Source organism: Colwellia sp. BRX10-3, from assembly GCF_014077505.1.
In the GTDB taxonomy this organism is placed as follows: domain Bacteria; phylum Pseudomonadota; class Gammaproteobacteria; order Enterobacterales; family Alteromonadaceae; genus Cognaticolwellia.
The window spans coordinates 128,828-146,439 of record NZ_JACGWA010000006.1 but is presented as its reverse complement, the minus strand read 5'-3'; the positions used below and the strand labels follow the sequence as shown (position 1 = coordinate 146,439).

17 protein-coding genes are annotated in these 17,612 nt (G+C 38.0%); 15 read left to right on the top strand and 2 right to left on the bottom strand.

Translation table 11 applies throughout. The features are described from left to right. Positions 1-49: 49 nt before the first annotated feature. Complete coding sequence (locus H4J38_RS11040) at positions 50-403, bottom strand: DUF1428 domain-containing protein (protein ID WP_182131831.1); 354 nt, start codon at positions 401-403, stop codon at positions 50-52. A 147-nt stretch (positions 404-550) separates the two neighbouring features. Here H4J38_RS11040 and H4J38_RS17460 point away from each other — a divergent pair, with 147 nt between their 5' ends. The 15 genes from H4J38_RS17460 to H4J38_RS10970 all read left to right on the top strand — a co-directional run bounded on the left by H4J38_RS17460 (position 551) and on the right by H4J38_RS10970 (position 15,313). Then, complete coding sequence (locus tag H4J38_RS17460; protein ID WP_404842610.1) at positions 551-691, top strand: urate hydroxylase PuuD; 141 nt, start codon at positions 551-553, stop codon at positions 689-691. Between the two features lie 232 nt (positions 692-923). Continuing rightward, positions 924-1,661 carry an outer membrane protein OmpK gene (locus H4J38_RS11030; protein ID WP_182131829.1) on the top strand — a complete coding sequence of 246 codons (738 nt, stop codon included), beginning with the start codon at positions 924-926 and terminating at the stop codon, positions 1,659-1,661. Between the two features lie 26 nt (positions 1,662-1,687). Next, the gene (locus tag H4J38_RS17245; RefSeq protein WP_259365493.1) at positions 1,688-1,816 is read left to right on the top strand and encodes a hypothetical protein; all 129 of its coding nucleotides are present in this window, start codon (positions 1,688-1,690) and stop codon (positions 1,814-1,816) included. A 569-nt stretch (positions 1,817-2,385) separates the two neighbouring features. Next, entirely contained in the window at positions 2,386-3,306 is a 921-nt protein-coding gene (puuE, locus tag H4J38_RS11025) for an allantoinase PuuE (protein ID WP_259365492.1), read from the top strand. A gap of 51 nt (positions 3,307-3,357) precedes the next feature. Further along, the gene (locus H4J38_RS17240; RefSeq protein WP_259365491.1) at positions 3,358-3,531 is read left to right on the top strand and encodes a hypothetical protein; all 174 of its coding nucleotides are present in this window, start codon (positions 3,358-3,360) and stop codon (positions 3,529-3,531) included. A 179-nt stretch (positions 3,532-3,710) separates the two neighbouring features. Further along, entirely contained in the window at positions 3,711-4,547 is an 837-nt protein-coding gene (locus H4J38_RS11015; protein ID WP_182131828.1) for a bifunctional allantoicase/(S)-ureidoglycine aminohydrolase, read from the top strand. 964 nt (positions 4,548-5,511) lie between these two features. Then, positions 5,512-6,969: a xanthine dehydrogenase small subunit gene (xdhA, locus tag H4J38_RS11010; protein ID WP_182131827.1), complete on the top strand. Its 1,458-nt coding sequence runs from the start codon at positions 5,512-5,514 to the stop codon at positions 6,967-6,969. Then, entirely contained in the window at positions 6,962-9,325 is a 2,364-nt protein-coding gene (gene xdhB / locus H4J38_RS11005) for a xanthine dehydrogenase molybdopterin binding subunit (protein ID WP_182131826.1), read from the top strand. Before xdhA ends, xdhB begins: the two co-directional genes overlap by 8 nt. Before the next feature lie 10 nt (positions 9,326-9,335). Then, the gene (gene xdhC / locus H4J38_RS11000; RefSeq protein ID WP_182131825.1) at positions 9,336-10,253 is read left to right on the top strand and encodes a xanthine dehydrogenase accessory protein XdhC; all 918 of its coding nucleotides are present in this window, start codon (positions 9,336-9,338) and stop codon (positions 10,251-10,253) included. A 238-nt stretch (positions 10,254-10,491) separates the two neighbouring features. Next, positions 10,492-10,992 (top strand): 2-oxo-4-hydroxy-4-carboxy-5-ureidoimidazoline decarboxylase, encoded by a 501-nt coding sequence (gene uraD / locus H4J38_RS10995; protein ID WP_182131906.1) that lies wholly within the window; start codon positions 10,492-10,494, stop codon positions 10,990-10,992. After that, positions 10,989-11,330 carry a hydroxyisourate hydrolase gene (gene uraH / locus H4J38_RS10990; protein WP_182131824.1) on the top strand — a complete coding sequence of 114 codons (342 nt, stop codon included), beginning with the start codon at positions 10,989-10,991 and terminating at the stop codon, positions 11,328-11,330. The genes uraD and uraH overlap by 4 nt, the downstream gene beginning before the upstream one ends. Positions 11,331-11,367: 37 nt before the next feature. Continuing rightward, positions 11,368-11,862: an ureidoglycolate lyase gene (locus H4J38_RS10985; RefSeq protein WP_310733470.1), complete on the top strand. Its 495-nt coding sequence runs from the start codon at positions 11,368-11,370 to the stop codon at positions 11,860-11,862. 121 nt (positions 11,863-11,983) lie between these two features. Continuing rightward, positions 11,984-13,270 (top strand): guanine deaminase, encoded by a 1,287-nt coding sequence (gene guaD / locus H4J38_RS10980; RefSeq protein ID WP_182131822.1) that lies wholly within the window; start codon positions 11,984-11,986, stop codon positions 13,268-13,270. Between the two features lie 73 nt (positions 13,271-13,343). Next, entirely contained in the window at positions 13,344-14,534 is a 1,191-nt protein-coding gene (locus H4J38_RS10975) for a urate hydroxylase PuuD (protein ID WP_182131821.1), read from the top strand. 152 nt (positions 14,535-14,686) lie between these two features. Then, complete coding sequence (locus H4J38_RS10970; protein WP_310733469.1) at positions 14,687-15,313, top strand: TetR/AcrR family transcriptional regulator; 627 nt, start codon at positions 14,687-14,689, stop codon at positions 15,311-15,313. A gap of 191 nt (positions 15,314-15,504) precedes the next feature. Here H4J38_RS10970 and H4J38_RS10965 read toward each other — a convergent pair whose 3' ends face one another. Next, complete coding sequence (locus tag H4J38_RS10965; RefSeq protein ID WP_182131819.1) at positions 15,505-17,502, bottom strand: LTA synthase family protein; 1,998 nt, start codon at positions 17,500-17,502, stop codon at positions 15,505-15,507. Positions 17,503-17,612: the final 110 nt, after the last annotated feature.

The following is a 17,612-nucleotide window of genomic DNA, read 5'->3' as shown; positions in this document are numbered from 1 at the left end:
GAAATATCCGAGAGATTCAATCAGATAAGTCTCAGCTATATTTTGCTAATCATTTTTCTAAAATAGTTTCAAAACTGCCAAAGATCATGCGCTTGCCATCAAAAGGCATCGTCATATTTTCCCAGTTCATTCGTGTATCTGCCATCACTTTTTTCATCCCCAACTCTCTTGCTTCTTTGGAAACCCAAGTGATCCAAGAAAATACTACCGTCTCATCAGTTTGGCATTTAACTGCTAAAGGAAACGAGGTGGTTTCACCATCTGGGACAGCATCGCCCCAATTTTCAACTACGGTTAAGGCGCCATGATCTTTAAAAATAATAGCCATCTCTTCAGCCAGTTTTAGATAACTGGTTTTATTTTTCGTTGGCACTGCTATTACGAAACCGTCTACATAAGCCATATTTTATTTCCTGATTTATCGCCTGTACTAAATATTAGTACTTTTTATGTATTCTGCTTTCGTGTAGATAAGCAGAATTTTAGGTGGTTACATTATTTAGGATATATTATGTAAATCTGCTTTAGTTAAAATCGATTTATTTTTACGTTGGTATCAATTACAGCCTATAGCTTGACTAATATTTTCAGCGGTAAAGGTGCTTTTATTAACTTCGGCGTTATGCTAGGTACTATCATGGCAGCGAGTGTGTGTGTTTTGTTATCTTTCCTAGTCAAAAGCAAATGTTAGAAAGACTAAGGATAGGGCAAGAAATTGATTCAGAACGAACGTTACTAGCAACATGGTACAAACAACAAAATCAATAATAAATTAACCCCTTTCACTATGGTAAAGGGGGGGGGTAATAAGTAAGAAAGTAAAATAATTAAAACTATAAGTATGAAAATAAAACAATAAAAAACGTAAGAAATTTTCACAACAACGCAACAACGCAACAACACATCAAAAGCGAGAATATAATATGAATAAAATTAAAACAGCTATTGCTGCCTCAGCTCTGTTAGTTGGTTTAATAGGGGCAGCAGCAACAGCACAAGCCTCAGTTTGGAGTTCTACTAAAGTTGAAGGTTTAGTCGGTCAAGATTATGCACGCGGTTTTAACGGCGCAGATAAAGACGAAACAATTTTTACAGTTGCAAATGCAACAGGTTTTACCTGGGGTGATACGTACTTTTTCGCTGATGTTACTAATATCAGTCATTCTGATAATACTGGTGGTACGCATTTAGAATTCGGTCCTCGTTATCGTTTTTTTAAGCCTGCCAATAATGATGTAATTAAAGGTGTATATGGCATTGTTCAAGCCGACTTTACCTCTAACAAGTTTACTACCAAAATAGTTAAAATGGGTGGTGTCAGTTTAGATTGGAATGTACCAGGGTTTAAATTTGTTAAAACTCATGCGCAATACCGTAATGATCCGACAAAAGATGGTAGCTCAGTACAATTTAATTTAGTTTGGAATAAGTCGTTTACCATAAGTGACGAAAATTTTTCATTTGAAGGTTTTTTAGATTGGACGTCTGGTGAGGGAGATGGTTTTGGTAGTGAATCTAACTTACTTATGCAACCTCAAGTTTTATGGCATGCAAATAAAAGCTTTGCTGTCGGTGTTGAATATCAATACTGGAAAAACCGTTTAGGCATCAAAGGCCGTAATGAATCAGTTCCACAAATCATGGCACGTTGGACTTTTTAGTCTAACTACCTAAATGAGGATTAATTGTGTCTAATTTATCTGTAGGAACACCTGAACAGTTTGGTGAACCTAACTATATGCCGACTAAACGTGTATGTGATTGCCAGGAGTATTTATTACAAACTATAGGTGCCGGCCCCATTGGCGCAAGATAAGCGATAGTACAAGGTAGGAGTTTTGCTTATATTTCAATTTTAATTTCATTAGTTGCAGCTATAGGTGTCGATGCTATGGTAGCGGTTACGGTTACGGTAGTATCTTAATCTAATCGAACCTGATTAAGTTTGCTTAAGGCTAGTTTGTTACTGCAAACTAGCCTGGTCATTAATTTAAAATAAGTTTAATCTTATAACTTAAATATTATTATCGAAAAATAAAATAAAAATATTGTTCGATAATATTAATTTTTTGTTAACACCCTGATGTGTTTATTAGATAATAGTAAATCTTGTAAACCTTAAGATAACCTCACACTTTAGCTCAACTAGTTTTATCAGGAATGAGTTGTCTTAAACGATAATTCAGTAACCTAGTATTTTGTCAGTTTACAGCGTTTTAAAGCCAGAGCAGCTTAAAAGCTTTTGTGATTAACAATCAACAAGCTTAATTTTCATGGATGTTGCACTTTGGATTAATATCCAAAAATACCTTATTTATGTTGTTCAACGGACTGTTCCTAAACAACAGAGAAAATTAGAAATCAAACTATTGAGTTGACATTGATATGACATCAGTAAATATGAATAATTATCCCAGAGACATGAAAGGCTACGGCCAGAAAGTTCCGAATGCTAATTGGCCTAATAAGGCAAAAATAGCAGTTCAATTTGTTATTAACTACGAAGAAGGTGCAGAGAATTGTATCTTGCATGGCGATAAGGCATCTGAAACCTTTTTATCTGAAATCATAGGTGCGCTACCTTTTGAAAATGAACGCCATATGAATATGGAGTCATTTTACGAGTTTGGTAGTCGAGCTGGCTTTTGGCGCTTACATCGGTTATTTACCGAGCGAAAAGTCCCCGTTACCGTTTTTGGTGTCGCTATGGCGATGCAGAGAAATCCTGAAGCGGTAGCAGCCATGTTAGAGGCTGACTGGGAAATTGCCAGTCATGGCTACCGTTGGATTGACTATCAAAAAGTTTCCATTGAAACAGAGCGTGATCACTTACAAAAAGCTATTGAGATTCATCAAGAAATGACCGGTGAAAAACCTAAAGGTTGGTACTTAGGCCGAATGAGTGAGAATACTCGACAATTGATCATGGAAGAGGGCTCATTCTTATATGATTCAGATAGTTATGCTGATGATTTACCTTATTTTATTGACGGCATAAATAAGCCGCATTTAATCGTACCTTATACGCTTGATGTAAACGATATGCGTTTTGCCAGTCCACAAGGTTTTAATGCAGGCGACCAATTTTTTAACTATTTAAAAGACACTTTTGATACGCTATATGCTGAAGGTTCCGACGCACCGAAAATGATGTCAATAGGCCTACATTGTCGCATCATAGGTCGACCTGGAAGGTTTGCAAGTTTAGTGCGCTTCCTCGACTATGTTGAACAGTTTAATGATGTATGGCTATGTAGAAGACAAGATATAGCAGAACATTGGATAAAGCATCACAGCGCTAAATAATAACGCACAAGGCCTTTTAAGTTATGTGGTGCGATGTTATTAATATTAGGTATGGGAGCATCGAAAGTACCTAATATTAATAACATCGGTTTAATGGGGGAAGATCATAGAGCGACCTTACGAATTTTTTGTCAACATATGTGTAATTGGCTTGAACATTCTATTTTGACTGAGTCACAAGTTAGAAATGCTTTAGAAAAAATGGCTGTAGTGGTAGACGAGTAAAACGCCCACGATCCAGCTTATCAAGCTATGTCTAAAGACTTTGAAAAGAGCTTATCCTTTCAAGCAGCACTAGATTTAATATTTAAAGGTAAAACTCAACCAAATGGGTATACCGAACCTTTGCTTCATGAATACAGAAAAAAATTCATTGCAGCCCAGACATCAAGGAAATAATGACCATGTCAGATAAACACACATATTATGCACCCAAGGGTGGTTTACCACCACAAACACAACTAATTTCGGACAGAGCTATTTTTACCGAGTCTTATGCCATTATTCCTAAACGTGTTTTGACTGATATTGTCATCAGTTATTTACCCTTTTGGGAAAAAATGCGTATGTGGGTAATCGCTCGCCCATTGAGTGGTTTTTCAGAAACCTTTTCTCAATATATTGTAGAAGTTGGCGCCAATGGTGGCTCTGATAAACCAGAACTTGACGATATTGCCGAAGGTGTACTTTTCGTTGTTGAAGGTGAGATGGACGTTAATATTGAAGGGACTAATCATCACATGGAAACAGGTGGTTATGCCTACTTGCCACCTGGCTGCAAATGGACAATAAAAAACAATAGTAATGCTAATGTAAAGTTTCATTGGATCCGCAAAGCGTATCAGTATGTTGATGGTATCGATGCACCTGAAGCATTTGTAACAAGTGATAATGACGTTAAAGGCATAGAAATGCCAAATACCGGTGGCGTATGGGAAACTACGCGCTTTACTGAGCAATCAGATATGCGTCATGACATGCACGTTAACATTGTAACTTTCCAGCCCGGTGGAGTTATCCCATTTGATGAAACGCATGTTATGGAGCACGGACTTTATGTTTTAGAAGGTAAAGCTGTGTATCACCTAAATGGTGAATGGGTTGAAGTAGAGGCGGGTGATTTTATGTGGTTACGTGCTTTTTGCCCACAGTCTTGTTATGCCGGTGGTCCAGGTCCGTTCAGATATTTACTTTATAAAGACGTAAATAGACACATGCCGTTCATTCGCCCTGAAAAGTAGTAACCTAAAAAATTAAAATTTAAAGCGTATATAGCCGTCATTGTTGAATGACACTATATGCGCTTTTTTTTCTTTAATTTTATTCATAACTCAGAAAATTGGCTAAGCCGTTTATTGTCATTTTACGGTTTAGCATTAGTAACCCACTTGCGTTAAATATTTTTTCAATAAACTCTCAAACTGCAATTTTCTGCTGATGATAAACATGAAACCAGCTTTGTTTTGCTCTGAGCATATTCAACCATCACTTGCTCGATAAGGCTTAAATCTTTTGGTGTAAACGGCACGGTTACACTTCTTTTATCTCTCTTATTCGTTTTGCCGATAACAAGTTTCTTCCGTTCAAGTAAATATATTCGGCTAGTATAGTGCCAGAAGTGATCAAGATTTGTTCGAGCAGCTGATTTGGTGAAAATGCATGTGGCGTGCTAATGCGAAGTATTCGACTGGTAATTGCCATGAGCTTAGTGTCGAGTTCAGAAATTTTAGTGGCCCACGGGGCTATTTTTTTTATCGACTTCGTCTTTTATGTTTTTCCGAGCAAAGGTCTATAATAAATAGATGGCAATTCAACGAGTATATTGTGTTTATAAACTATTTTATTTTTGCTAAGGCTAACAAATCATCTAAGTTAAAGCTATTTAGTATGCGGCCTCACAGAAGCATGAATTAAGGTATGCCAAGTCATTAAATACGTGTGACCAAATTTACAAACCAAATTATCCACAAGCCAAAATGATTAAAACGCATTTAATTTTACTACTGTTTGTTTTTATTAACTTTTATTAAGTGTTGCTATTTCTTCTGCATTTATACGTGCTACTGCTATTTAATCATTGGACGTTTTAATCATGAATAAAAAGCTCAAAACCATAAATTGACACTTGTGTCAGGTTTTTATTCTGATATATTTGATACCAATTCAGCATCCACAAATGTCAAAAGATTAAAAACGGACCTCATTATGACCTTAAGTTCAGTTCAATTCCTATTAAACAACGACGTTGTAAAGATAGAAAACATTGATCCCAATTTAACTGTTCTACAGTATTTACGTGAAGAGCGTTTTAAAAATGGCACGAAAGAAGGGTGTTCCTCTGGAGATTGTGGTGCTTGTACGGTTGTCATTGCTGAGTTGGCAAAAGATAATCAAACACTTAATTATAAATCGATAAATGCATGTATTAGTTTTTTCGGCAGTTTGCATGGCAAGCAACTTATTACTGTTGAGCACCTAAAGCAAGGTGCTCAATTACATCATGTACAGCAATCTATGGTGGATCATCATGGTTCGCAATGTGGATTTTGTACACCAGGTTTTGTTATGTCCTCATTTGCACTACACAAGCATAACAGCAAGCCAAATCGAGCTGAGGTTTTAGAAGCACTCGCTGGTAATCTATGCCGTTGTACAGGATATCGCTCTATTATCGATGCGGCTTTAGCATCCAGTGAACACAGTGAAGCTGATTCATTTTCTCAACATTATAACCAAACAGTACAGCAGTTGAATGATTTTAAAACATTACCATCAGCCAAACTTGCTAATGCTCATCATTGTTACTTTGCACCGAAAACCACCGCAGAATTGGCTGAAAAGTTACTAGCAAACCCGAAAGCAACTTTAGTTGCCGGTGCTACCGATTTAGCGCTAACCGTGACACAAAACTTAGCCACCATTGAAGATCTTGTTTATTTGGGTGATGTAGCTGAACTGCATACTTTAGAGAATAACGCCGAAGAGTTTATTATCGGTTCAGCAGTACCTTATAGTGAATTTACTCCTATGTTACATAATGAATATCATGAGCTTGGCGAAATGATTGAACGTATTGGTTCAAGGCAAATTCGAAATAATGGCACTTTAGGTGGCAATATTGGTAATGCCTCTCCCATTGGTGATATGCCGCCAGCGCTAATTGCTTTAGGAGCAGAAATAACCTTGCAACACGGTGACAGTGAGCGAAAAATAGCCGTAGAAGACTTCTTTGTTGATTACAAAAAAACGGTATTAAAAGCGTCTGAATTTATCAAAAATATTTATATACCTAAGTCTAAGCCTGACCAAGTATTGAAAGTTTACAAAATTTCTAAGCGCATTGATGACGACATCTCAGCGGTTTTAGCGGCCTTTAATATCGAACTTAAAGACAATATTGTCACCAATGTTCGAATTGCCTTCGGGGGCATGGCGGGCATTCCAATGCGTGCTAAGCAATGTGAAGCAGCCTTGCTAAATAACACATTCAATGGTGAAAGCATTACTGCAGCGCAACTGGCATTAACGCAAGACTTTAAACCTATGTCTGATGTGCGCGCTTCCGATAAATATCGCATGAAAGTGGCACAAAACTTAATCCATAAGTGTTACTTGGAATTACAAAGTAAAAATATTGAAACTCGGGTAGTTAATTATGCGTAATCTTATAGACACAAAACACTCTAACGAGAATATAAATAATGAATTAGCTTCAGTCGGTCAAGGCGGAGTTGGTCGCTCGAAAAAGCACGAAAGCGCCGACAAGCACGTCAGTGGTGAAGCATTATATATTGATGATAGACCAAGCCTGCGTGGGCAATTACATGCAGCTGCAGGTCAAAGTACCATTGCGCACGGCCTCATTAAAAGTATCGACTTATCGGCAGTAAAAGCGGCAGAAGGCGTAGTAGCTTTGATCACCGTAGAAGATGTTCCGGGACACACAGATATCGGACCCGTATTTCCAGGCGATCCAGTACTTGCCATTGGCAAAGTTGATTATGTCGGCCAGCCTATATTTGCGGTAGCTGCCACCAGTCATGACTTGGCTAGACGAGCTGTTAAACTGGCCAAAATTGAATATGAAGAGCTTCCTGCGGTATTAACCGTAAAAGATGCATTAGCAAAGCAAAACTTTGTTCGCCCGCCATTTACCATGAAGCGCGGAGATTCTGGAGCCGCGATTGATCAAGCTGAGCATCAGCTATCAGGTGAAATTACAGTCGGTGGTCAAGAGCATTTTTATCTTGAAGGACAAGTTTCAACGGCTGAGCCTACCGAAGATGGCGGCATGACCGTATTTTCATCATCACAACACCCGAGTGAAGTACAAAAGTTAGTGGCTGAAGTGCTCGATATTCCACTGAATAAAGTTATCGTTGATACGCGCCGAATGGGGGGAGGTTTTGGTGGTAAAGAAACCCAAGCTGCACCATGGGCTTGTCTAGCTGCACTTTTATCCAATGTAACAAAACGTCCGGTTAAGTTTAAACTTAGCCGTTCAGACGATATGTGCATGACAGGTAAACGCCATCCGTTTGAAAATAACTACCACGTTGGTTTTGATAGTAACGGGCAAATTAAAGGCATTAATATCGAGGTAAATGGTAACTGTGGTTATTCACCTGATTTGTCAGATGCCATTGTTGATAGAGCTATGTTCCATTCTGACAATGCCTACTTTTTAGATCAAGCAACGGTCACCGGTAATCGGTGTAAATTAAATACCGTTTCGCATACCGCTTATCGTGGTTTTGGCGGACCACAAGGTATGATGACCATTGAAATGGTGATGGACGATATTGCACGATATCTAGGTAAAGATCCGTTAGATATTCGTAAAATAAATTTATACGGTAAAGATGATCGCAACGTCACCCATTATCATCAAACTGTTGAACATAATAAAATGGCGGAATTAATTTCCTCATTAGAGCAAAGTTCAGATTACCAAGCTCGCAGAGAAAGCATTAGTCAGTTCAATATTGAAAATACTATTTTAAAAAAGGGCATTGCCTTAACACCCGTTAAATTTGGTATTTCATTTACCGTACAGCATTTGAACCAAGCCGGGGCATTAGTACATATTTATACTGATGGCACTATTCATTTAAACCATGGCGGCACTGAAATGGGCCAAGGTTTATATACTAAAGTGGCGCAAATTGTTGCCGAAGAATTTCAAGTTGATGTTGATACCGTTGGCGTGTCTGCCACGCGTACCGATAAAGTACCTAATACCTCACCAACGGCGGCGTCATCAGGCACCGACTTAAATGGTAAAGCGGCACAAGCGGCGGCTCAAACTATCAAAGCACGTTTAATCGCCTTTGCTTGTGAAAAATATAACGTAAACGAAACCGAAGTTAGCTTTAAAGAAGGCCAAGTATTAGTGGGGGCAGAAACCTTCTCATTCGCTGAGTTTGTTCAGCAAGCCTATATGGGCCGAGTTTCACTTTCGTCAACAGGTTTTTATAAAACACCAAAAATTCATTTTGATCGCGCTACGGGGATAGGTCGACCGTTTTTCTATTACTCAACGGGGGCGGCAGTATCTGAAGTATTAATTGATACCTTAACCGGTGAATACAAATTATTACGCGCTGACATTTTGCATGACGTGGGTCAGTCATTGAATCCAGCCATTGATATTGGCCAAATAGAAGGTGCGTTTATTCAAGGTATGGGTTGGTTAACAACCGAAGAGTTGGTTTGGAATGAGCAAGGTCGATTGTTATCGAATAACCCTGCTACTTATAAAATTCCTGCAATTAGCGACACACCAAGCGATTTCAGAGTCGATTTGGTGCCAGACGATCCTAATCGAGAGCAAACGATTTATAATTCGAAAGCGGTTGGTGAACCGCCATTTATGTTGGGCATATCGGTTTGGTCGGCACTCAAAGATGCAATATCAAGCGTATCTGACTACAAATTAAGTCCGGCACTTGATACGCCTGCAACGCCTGAACGTGTGCTTTGGGCAGTTGAGGCCATGAAGGACAGTGCGCAAACTTAGGTAAATAATTATGACATCAAACTGGAGCAGCGCGAGTTATAAGTTGAGCAAACAAGGCCAAGCCTATGTCTTAGTGACATTGGTTGGGGTTTCAGGCTCAACACCAAGAAATAGCGGCACAAAAATGGTGATCAGCAGTGATGATATTTTTGACACTATTGGCGGTGGTCACCTTGAACATAAAGCGATTAAATATGCGAAAAAAATGCTGGCTAGCGGTAAAAGTTGTCAGCATATCGAGCACTTTCAATTAGGCAGCAATTTAGGCCAATGTTGTGGTGGCAATACGACGGTATTGTTTGAATGCTTTGCAGCTACTGGCGTTAATATTATGTTGTTTGGTGCCGGCCATGTTGGCAAGGCATTAATACCAATATTAGCGCAGTTGCCGTGTAAAGTAACTTGGGTAGACAGTCGCGCAGAGCAGTTCCCGGTAAATGCTGAAATTTATAATAATGTTCATAAAGTGGTCAGTGATGCGCCTGAATTTGAAATAGCGAGCATGCCAGAAAATAGCTACTTTATTGTCATGACACATAACCATCAAATGGATTTTGAAATATCACAAGCGATTTTAAAACGCGCAGATTTTCATTATTTAGGCTTAATTGCCTCGGACACAAAATGGCGTAGATTTAAACAGCGTTATAAACATCGAGATATTGATGAACAGCAAGTCGCTAGAATGAATTGCCCAATTGGTTTATCACAAGTTGGCGGTAAATTACCCATGGAAGTGGCAGTGTCTGTGTCAGCAGAAATTATTAATATATATCAAGCTGAACAAGAAAAAATAGCGTTATTAAATCAACAGGCTGAACAAACCAACCAGAATAATTCGTTGTCAAGCTCACTGAACAAAAGCCGCCCTAAAACGCAGCAGGGTATTCATTGGAAAGAATTCAAACAATTACTTAACACCGATTAACGTGAGATTTTGTTCTAGGTGTGTCTATCAAGTTATAGATAATCCATACCTTATTATTTCATAAATTTTAATTAATACCGTTTTACAATGTGAAATATTTTTACGTTAGAAAGTACAAATAAAGAGAGTAATATAGTTATTGCGTGAGCTTATAAATTGATGAGTAAAACATTATTAATAATGACTTAGCCAGTTATCGCGAAACATATTTACATAAAATAATTTAACAGGGAATATGATGAATTTAGCACAATTAAATGAGTTAACCGTCGATGAAACTAGCCATATTTTTATGCAATGCTGTACATCAGCAACTTGGGTAGCAGGTATGGTTAAGGCGCGTCCTTTCGCTGATAAGCAAGACCTAAAAACCAAAGCTGACATAGCTTGGCAAGGTCTTGATGAAGCAGATTATTTAGAAGCGTTTGAAGGTCACCCTCAAATTGGCAATGTTGATACGTTAAGAGCTAAATATGCCAATACTAAAGAGCTTGCTAGTGGCGAACAAAGTTCAGTGAGTGAAGCAACCGAACAAGTTATTAAGTCATTATCGCAAGGTAACGCAGATTACTTAGAAAAGTTTGGCTTTATTTTTATTGTTTGTGCAACAGGTAAGAGTGCGGCGCAAATGGTCGAGTTACTTCAAGAGCGCTTACCGAACGATAAAGCCACTGAACTGGCTAATGCGGCTGAAGAGCAGCGCAAAATATTCCATTTACGTTTAGAGAAATTAATATGAGCCAAATAACCACTCATGTGCTTGATACGACTCGCGGCTTACCAGCGAAAAACTTACCTATTACCTTGTTTGCCCAAACTCATGATGGTTGGAATGAGTTAGCGACAGGTTTTACTAATGCCGACGGTCGCATCGCTGGTTTGTTAGCGGATGATGTAGTGCTTGCTGCGGGTGTATATCGTATGCATTTTGCGACTAAACCTTATTTTAACGCGAATAAAGAGCAAGGTTTTTACCCTTTTGTTGATATTGTTTTCGAACTTGATGGTAGCGCCAGTCATTACCATATTCCATTGTTATTAACGGCATTTGGTTATTCAACATACCGTGGTAGTTAACAACAAATTAAAATAAGAAATTACCATGACTAACAAAATAAATACAATTACACCAAAGCCATTAACAAATGCCGCATTCAGTGCCTTTGGTGATGTTATTGAAGCCAACGCTGAAGCGAAAATAATTGAAATTAACGATGGTTATACCCAGCGTTATCATGATCTAGCTAACATTGATGTTAGTGATAATGCCGGTCACGCCATTATCAATATATTTCGCTCAACACCACTAGCGCAACCTATTGCGATTAAAATGATGGAACGTCATCCACACGGTAGCCAAGCCTTCATTCCTATGGGCCAAAACCCATATTTAGTGGTAGTTGCCCCCGCAGGTGATTTTAACGTGAATAAGCTAGAAATATTTATCGCAAATTCAGACCAAGGTGTTAACTATCACAAAGGCACTTGGCATCATTTCTGTTTAGCACTTGGCGGTGAAAGTGACTTTTTAGTTGTTGATCGAGGTGGTAAAGGTGATAACTGTGATGTACTTGAATTAGATGGCTCTATTGTGATTGCAGAAAGTTAAACTTCGCTAACCGTTAATCAAGAGTAAAGCTTATTAATAGTTTAAGTTTACTCACTTATTTAACCATAAATATCGGCACTAGCTGTACAAATATAATAGATAAATCAGAAGGTAATAAATAATGTTGAAAGTATATCGCGGCGAGTTACTGCATTTTTTGGCTGATCCTGCCAAAGTAGCTCTGCAAGACAGTTATCAATATATCGAAGATGGGCTACTCATTATTAAAGATGGGCTAGTTGATCAAATTGGCGAAGCAAAAGAGTTGCTTGCTACGTTAGATAGCAGTGTTGAAGTTATCCACTATGAAAGTGGTTTAATGATGCCGGGTTTTATCGATACCCATGTCCATTACCCGCAAACAGAAATGATCGCCTCATACGGTGAACAATTACTGGAGTGGTTAGAAAACTATACTTTTCCATTTGAACGTCAATTCTCTGATGTAGAGCATGGCAAAAAAGTGGCAGAATTCTTTTTAACACAACTACTTGAGGCGGGTACCACTACAGCTTTAGTTTTTGGTACTGTACATAAAGAGTCAGTAGAAGCATTTTTCACTATTGCTCAACAGAAAAAACTCCGCATGATTTGTGGCAAAGTGTTGATGGATCAAAATTGCCCTGATTATTTATCTGACACAGCGCAAAGTGGTTATGACGACAGTAAAGCATTAATTGAAAAATGGCATAATATCGATCGTTTACAATATGCTATCACACCTAGATTTGCGCCTACCTGTTCAACTGAACAATTAAATAAAGCAGGGCAGTTGCTAGCTGAAAATCCTAGCGTTTATTTGCATACGCATTTAAGTGAAAATAAAGCAGAAATTGCTTGGGTAGAAGAGATTTTCCCAGACAGTGACGGCTATTTAGATGTTTATGATAAAAGTAAATTACTCGGTCGTCGTAGTGTTTTTGCCCATGGCGTGCATTTGCATGACAGTGAATGCCAACGTTTAAGTGAAACAGACTCTGCCATTGCCTTTTGTCCAAGTTCAAACTTATTTTTAGGCAGCGGTTTGTTTAATCTCCAACAGGCCGAAAAATTTGACGTTAATGTGGGTTTAGGAAGTGATATTGGTGCGGGTACCACTTTTTCTATGCTAAGTACAATCAATGAAGGTTATAAAACTCAGCAACTTCGCGGCGATAAACTCAGCCCATTTAAATCGCTCTTTTTAGCCACTTTAGGCGGAGCCATTGCTTTAGATCTTGAAGGAACCATAGGTAATTTCATTAAAGGCGCAGAAGCCGACTTTATTGTTTTGGATTATCATGCCACTCCACTCATGGATAGACGTATGCAACATTGTAAAACCCTCTCAGAAAAACTATTCATATTGAGCATGTTGGGCGATGAACGCCATGTTAAAGCGACTCATATTATGGGTGAGCGAGTTTAAATGACTTGCTTAGGCTTAAATAATAATAAACAAAAAATTTAAAAATTAACGAATTTGAACACTAAGGAATATTATGGATCCGTATCTTAATGAATGGCTAAATTTAGTCATTCGATTTGCTCACCTTGTTACCGGCATCGCCTGGATAGGTGCTTCTTTTTATTTTGTATGGTTAGATAATCATTTAGAAACACCACCGCAAGAGAAAGCGGATAAAGGTATTGGCGGCGATCTTTGGGCTATTCACGGCGGAGGTTTTTATGAAGTGGCCAAATACAAACTTGCACCACCGAAAATCCCAACGACATTACACTGGTTCAAGTGGGAAGCATACACCACATGGATCACCGGATTTTTATTATTATCACTTATGTTTTACGTGGGTGCAGAATCTTATTTAATTGATAAACGCGTTGCGGATCTATCACAGATGCAAGCCATTTTATTAGGCATTGGTTCTATTGTTGTTGGCGTAGGTATTTACGAATTTTTAGTTCGTACTAAGCTGAGAAACCATGGCATTATTTTAGGCTTGATCTTAATTGTGGTAGCGACAGCTTTATCTTATGGTTTAACGCAAATATTTAGTGCACGTGGTGCCTACATACACATGGGCGCTATCATTGGTACCATCATGGCAGGTAACGTATTTTTCGGCATTATGCCGTCACAACGTGCCTTAGTTAAAGCCGTTGAAGAGGGGAAAGCGCCAGATCCAGCATATGGTTTAAACGCGAAAGTTCGCTCGACACATAACACTTACACCACCTTACCCATCCTTTTTATTATGATTTCTAATCATTATCCAATGACCTTTAATCATAGTGCTAACTGGTTAATATTAATTGCTATTATCTTAATCACTGCCGCCGTTCGCCAATACTTTGTTTTACGCCATTTTGGTAAACAAAAGCCACTAATATTAGTAGCATCAATAATTGCTACGATTGTTTTAGCAGTATCTATTGCACCGCGCAAAGTTGAAATAAGTGCAGAGCAGCAGCAACAAGTAGTCACTAATGCGCAAGTAACACAAATAATCGAGCAACGCTGTGGCACTTGTCATGCAGAACAACCTACAGACGATATATTTACCATAGCACCAGCAGGTATTGTATTTTCTGATATTGAGACCATTAAACAATGGGCACCGCGCATTCAAGCACGTGTCATTGACGCTAAAGATATGCCATTTATGAATAAAACCCAAATGACAGACGAAGAGCGTACTAACTTAGCGATTTGGTTAGCCAAGTTAAAATAGGACTAAATTGTCTTAAATAGACTTAAGCTAAATTTATATAAGACTCAGCTACAAATGTTTGATGTGTTTTTAGGCCGTTATATTAACTGCCTACTTTATCAAATGTTTGCTTGTGTTATATGCAGTAAATTTTATTTTTAATGGGAATTGTTGTGAGTAAAGATAAAGTGTTAGAAGGTAGTATTCGACAAAAAAATAAAGCTATTATCTTTGAAGCAGCAAAGAAAGAGTTTGCTACTTATGGTTTTAAAGGCGCGTCTATTAAGCGTATAGCCGAACGCGCGAATATTGCTCGCGCTAATATTCATTATTACTTTCAAGACAAAACAGACTTATATCAGCAACTACTTAATAATATAATTGCGGTGTGGAATAGCGACTACGACACGTTAACCATAGATAATGATCCCAAAAAAGTGCTCAGTGCTTACATTCGAGCCAAGGTAATGCACTCCAAAAATGATCCTGATGCCTCAAGAATATTTGCCAGTGAATTAATTCATGGCGCACCGGTTTTAGCCGAGTATCTTAACAATAATTTTAAAGTGTGGTTAAACAGCAAGGTTACGGTTATTGAATCTTGGATCAAACAAGGCTTAATTGATAAGGTAAACCCCCATCATTTACTCTTCTTAATTTGGAGCTCTACCCAACATTACGCCGACTTTAATGTGCAGGTGGTTGCGGCCCTTGATAAAGAATCTATGGATGATGATGATTTCGAAGCTGTGGTGACTTCACTGACACAAATTATTCTTAAAGGCTGCGGTATTCACTAACGTTATTTATAGGAGCTGGGTATTTTTGTATATATCGCAATAATTATCCAACTTGCCAGTACAAATAGCGCCGTTTAAACGGGTGATTTTTGTAATTCAAAGCCTTGGTATTGTAAACAATGTTTTTCAGCCGCAGAGTATTTAAGGGGGGAATACAACTTCCCCACTTTGCTTAAAGTAAGACTTTGCTATTATCGCAAGCTACTTGTTAATGTTTCTTCTTCTTGCTCACTAGCATACCATTCATTTTCATAAGCTAAACTTCCCCATAAAACATGGGCTAAAGCGACTTCAGCTAATGCTTTATCGAGCTTTTTAGGTGTCAGTTTTTTTTCTTTAAAATCATAACTGAAATTCATCGGACTTTTTTGTGGTTGTAAAATAGTCACTTCGTCATTTTTCATATAAGCGAAATTATCAGCATATTGCATCATAGCGCGCTCAGAAACATTGGGGTTGTTAAGGTCATATCCGAGCATTGGTGAGTAATTACTAATACCCATTAATGATAAAAGTGTTGGTGCTAAATCGATTTGACTGACAATTCGCTCATCAGAAAAAGACTGTTTGGTAGAATTAAGAATAACCCCAGGGATATGAAAGTTTTTAATGGGTACAAGTTCATTACCTAAAGCTCTTGCGTCATGATCTGCAACCACCAAAAATATTGTGTCTTGCCAGTATGGCTGCTGTTTTGCTTTAGCGATAAATTTACCCAAGGCATAATCAGCGTATTGAATCGCTTTATGGCGTGATAATTCTTTTTCATCATATTGACTTAATTGCTCTGCGGTATATTCAATAGGCGTTACGACGCCATCTGGGATCTCAAAGGGATCATGATTACTAGATGAGAAAATATAACTAAAGAAAGGTTTCTGATTCTGCTGGAGTTTAGTTAACTCAATATCAGCCTGGTTGAATAAGTCTTCGTCACTAGCCCCCCACGAGCCCACAAATTGAGGATTTTCAATATCTTTAAAGTCCACAATATCAGCGAAGCCATTACCTAAAAAAAAGCTTTTCATATTGTCAAAATGACTTTCGCCGCCATAAATAAACTGGGTTGTGTAATCATGTTTTGCCAGTAAACTTGCGATAGTGAAGAAGCCATTTTGAGATTTATCAAGTTTAACTACAGCTCTTGCTGGTGTTGGCGTAAAGCCAGTAATTACCGCTTCAATTCCCCGAACAGAACGTGTACCTGTGGCATATAAATTTTTGAATGCCCAACCCTGGTTATTTAGTTTATTAATTTCGGGCGTGAGGGGAAGCCCGCCTAGTAATGATACATATTGAGCGCCTAAACTTTCTTCTAAGATAATAACCAGATTTTTAGGTTTACCTCTATAGATAGATGAACGTGAAGCCAAAGATGGTTGTGCTTTATTTGTAAAAGCTTGCGGGCTTAAACCTGTGGCTTGTTGAACAAGTGAAATAATCTTTTCAGTGGTCATTTTACCGTAAAGTTTTGAAGCGTTTTTTTCATCGCCTAGCTGTTTATAGGCATGTGCAACACTATAGATAGAATTTAGCGTTAATGAATTAACTAAGGGGTCAGTAGAAAAATAGACTAATGACGGATTAATAGGACGATGACCAATAGTACCTCTAGCACTAAGTGCTAGTACAAAAAACAAAGTAATAAACGCCACAGCAGCTGATTGAAACGATATTGAATTTTGTGATGTTTTTGCGGCAAAAACTTTATTTAAAAGTTTCCAAAAAGGTTTACAGGATAGTATTAACAGTGAGAAAACCACGACTAGGGTAAGTAAGTGACCGTTGAATAACATTTTCATGACTTCATTAGGGTAAGCTAAATATTCAATGAATAATCGATTCGGCCTAAAACCATATTCATTAATAAATGCAGGCGTAGTTAATTCAAAAAATAGGACACAGATAAAGATAATGAAAAACATTACCTTTAACACCTTAAGCCAAGGCTTATGGTACTTAGAAAACATAAACCATGGATGAAGTATGGCAGGTAATATTAGCAGGTATCCAAGGGTGCTTAAATCAATTCTAAAACCATGAATAAGTAAGGTAACGATACTGTTAACATCATTGAAACGCGCAATTTGCCATAGACCTAACCCCACTCTAGCAATGAACAAGGTCAAAACTAACAGGAGAGAAAATAAGACAAAGGGTCGTAATAAATTGAGCGTAGCTTTAAACATCGATATTAATACCGCTAATAGAACACGATGCTACTTTAATAAACGAAACTTAAGAAACGCTTAATTTAAACTGAAAATGAGCTAAGCCCATTTAAACACAAGTTACAAAT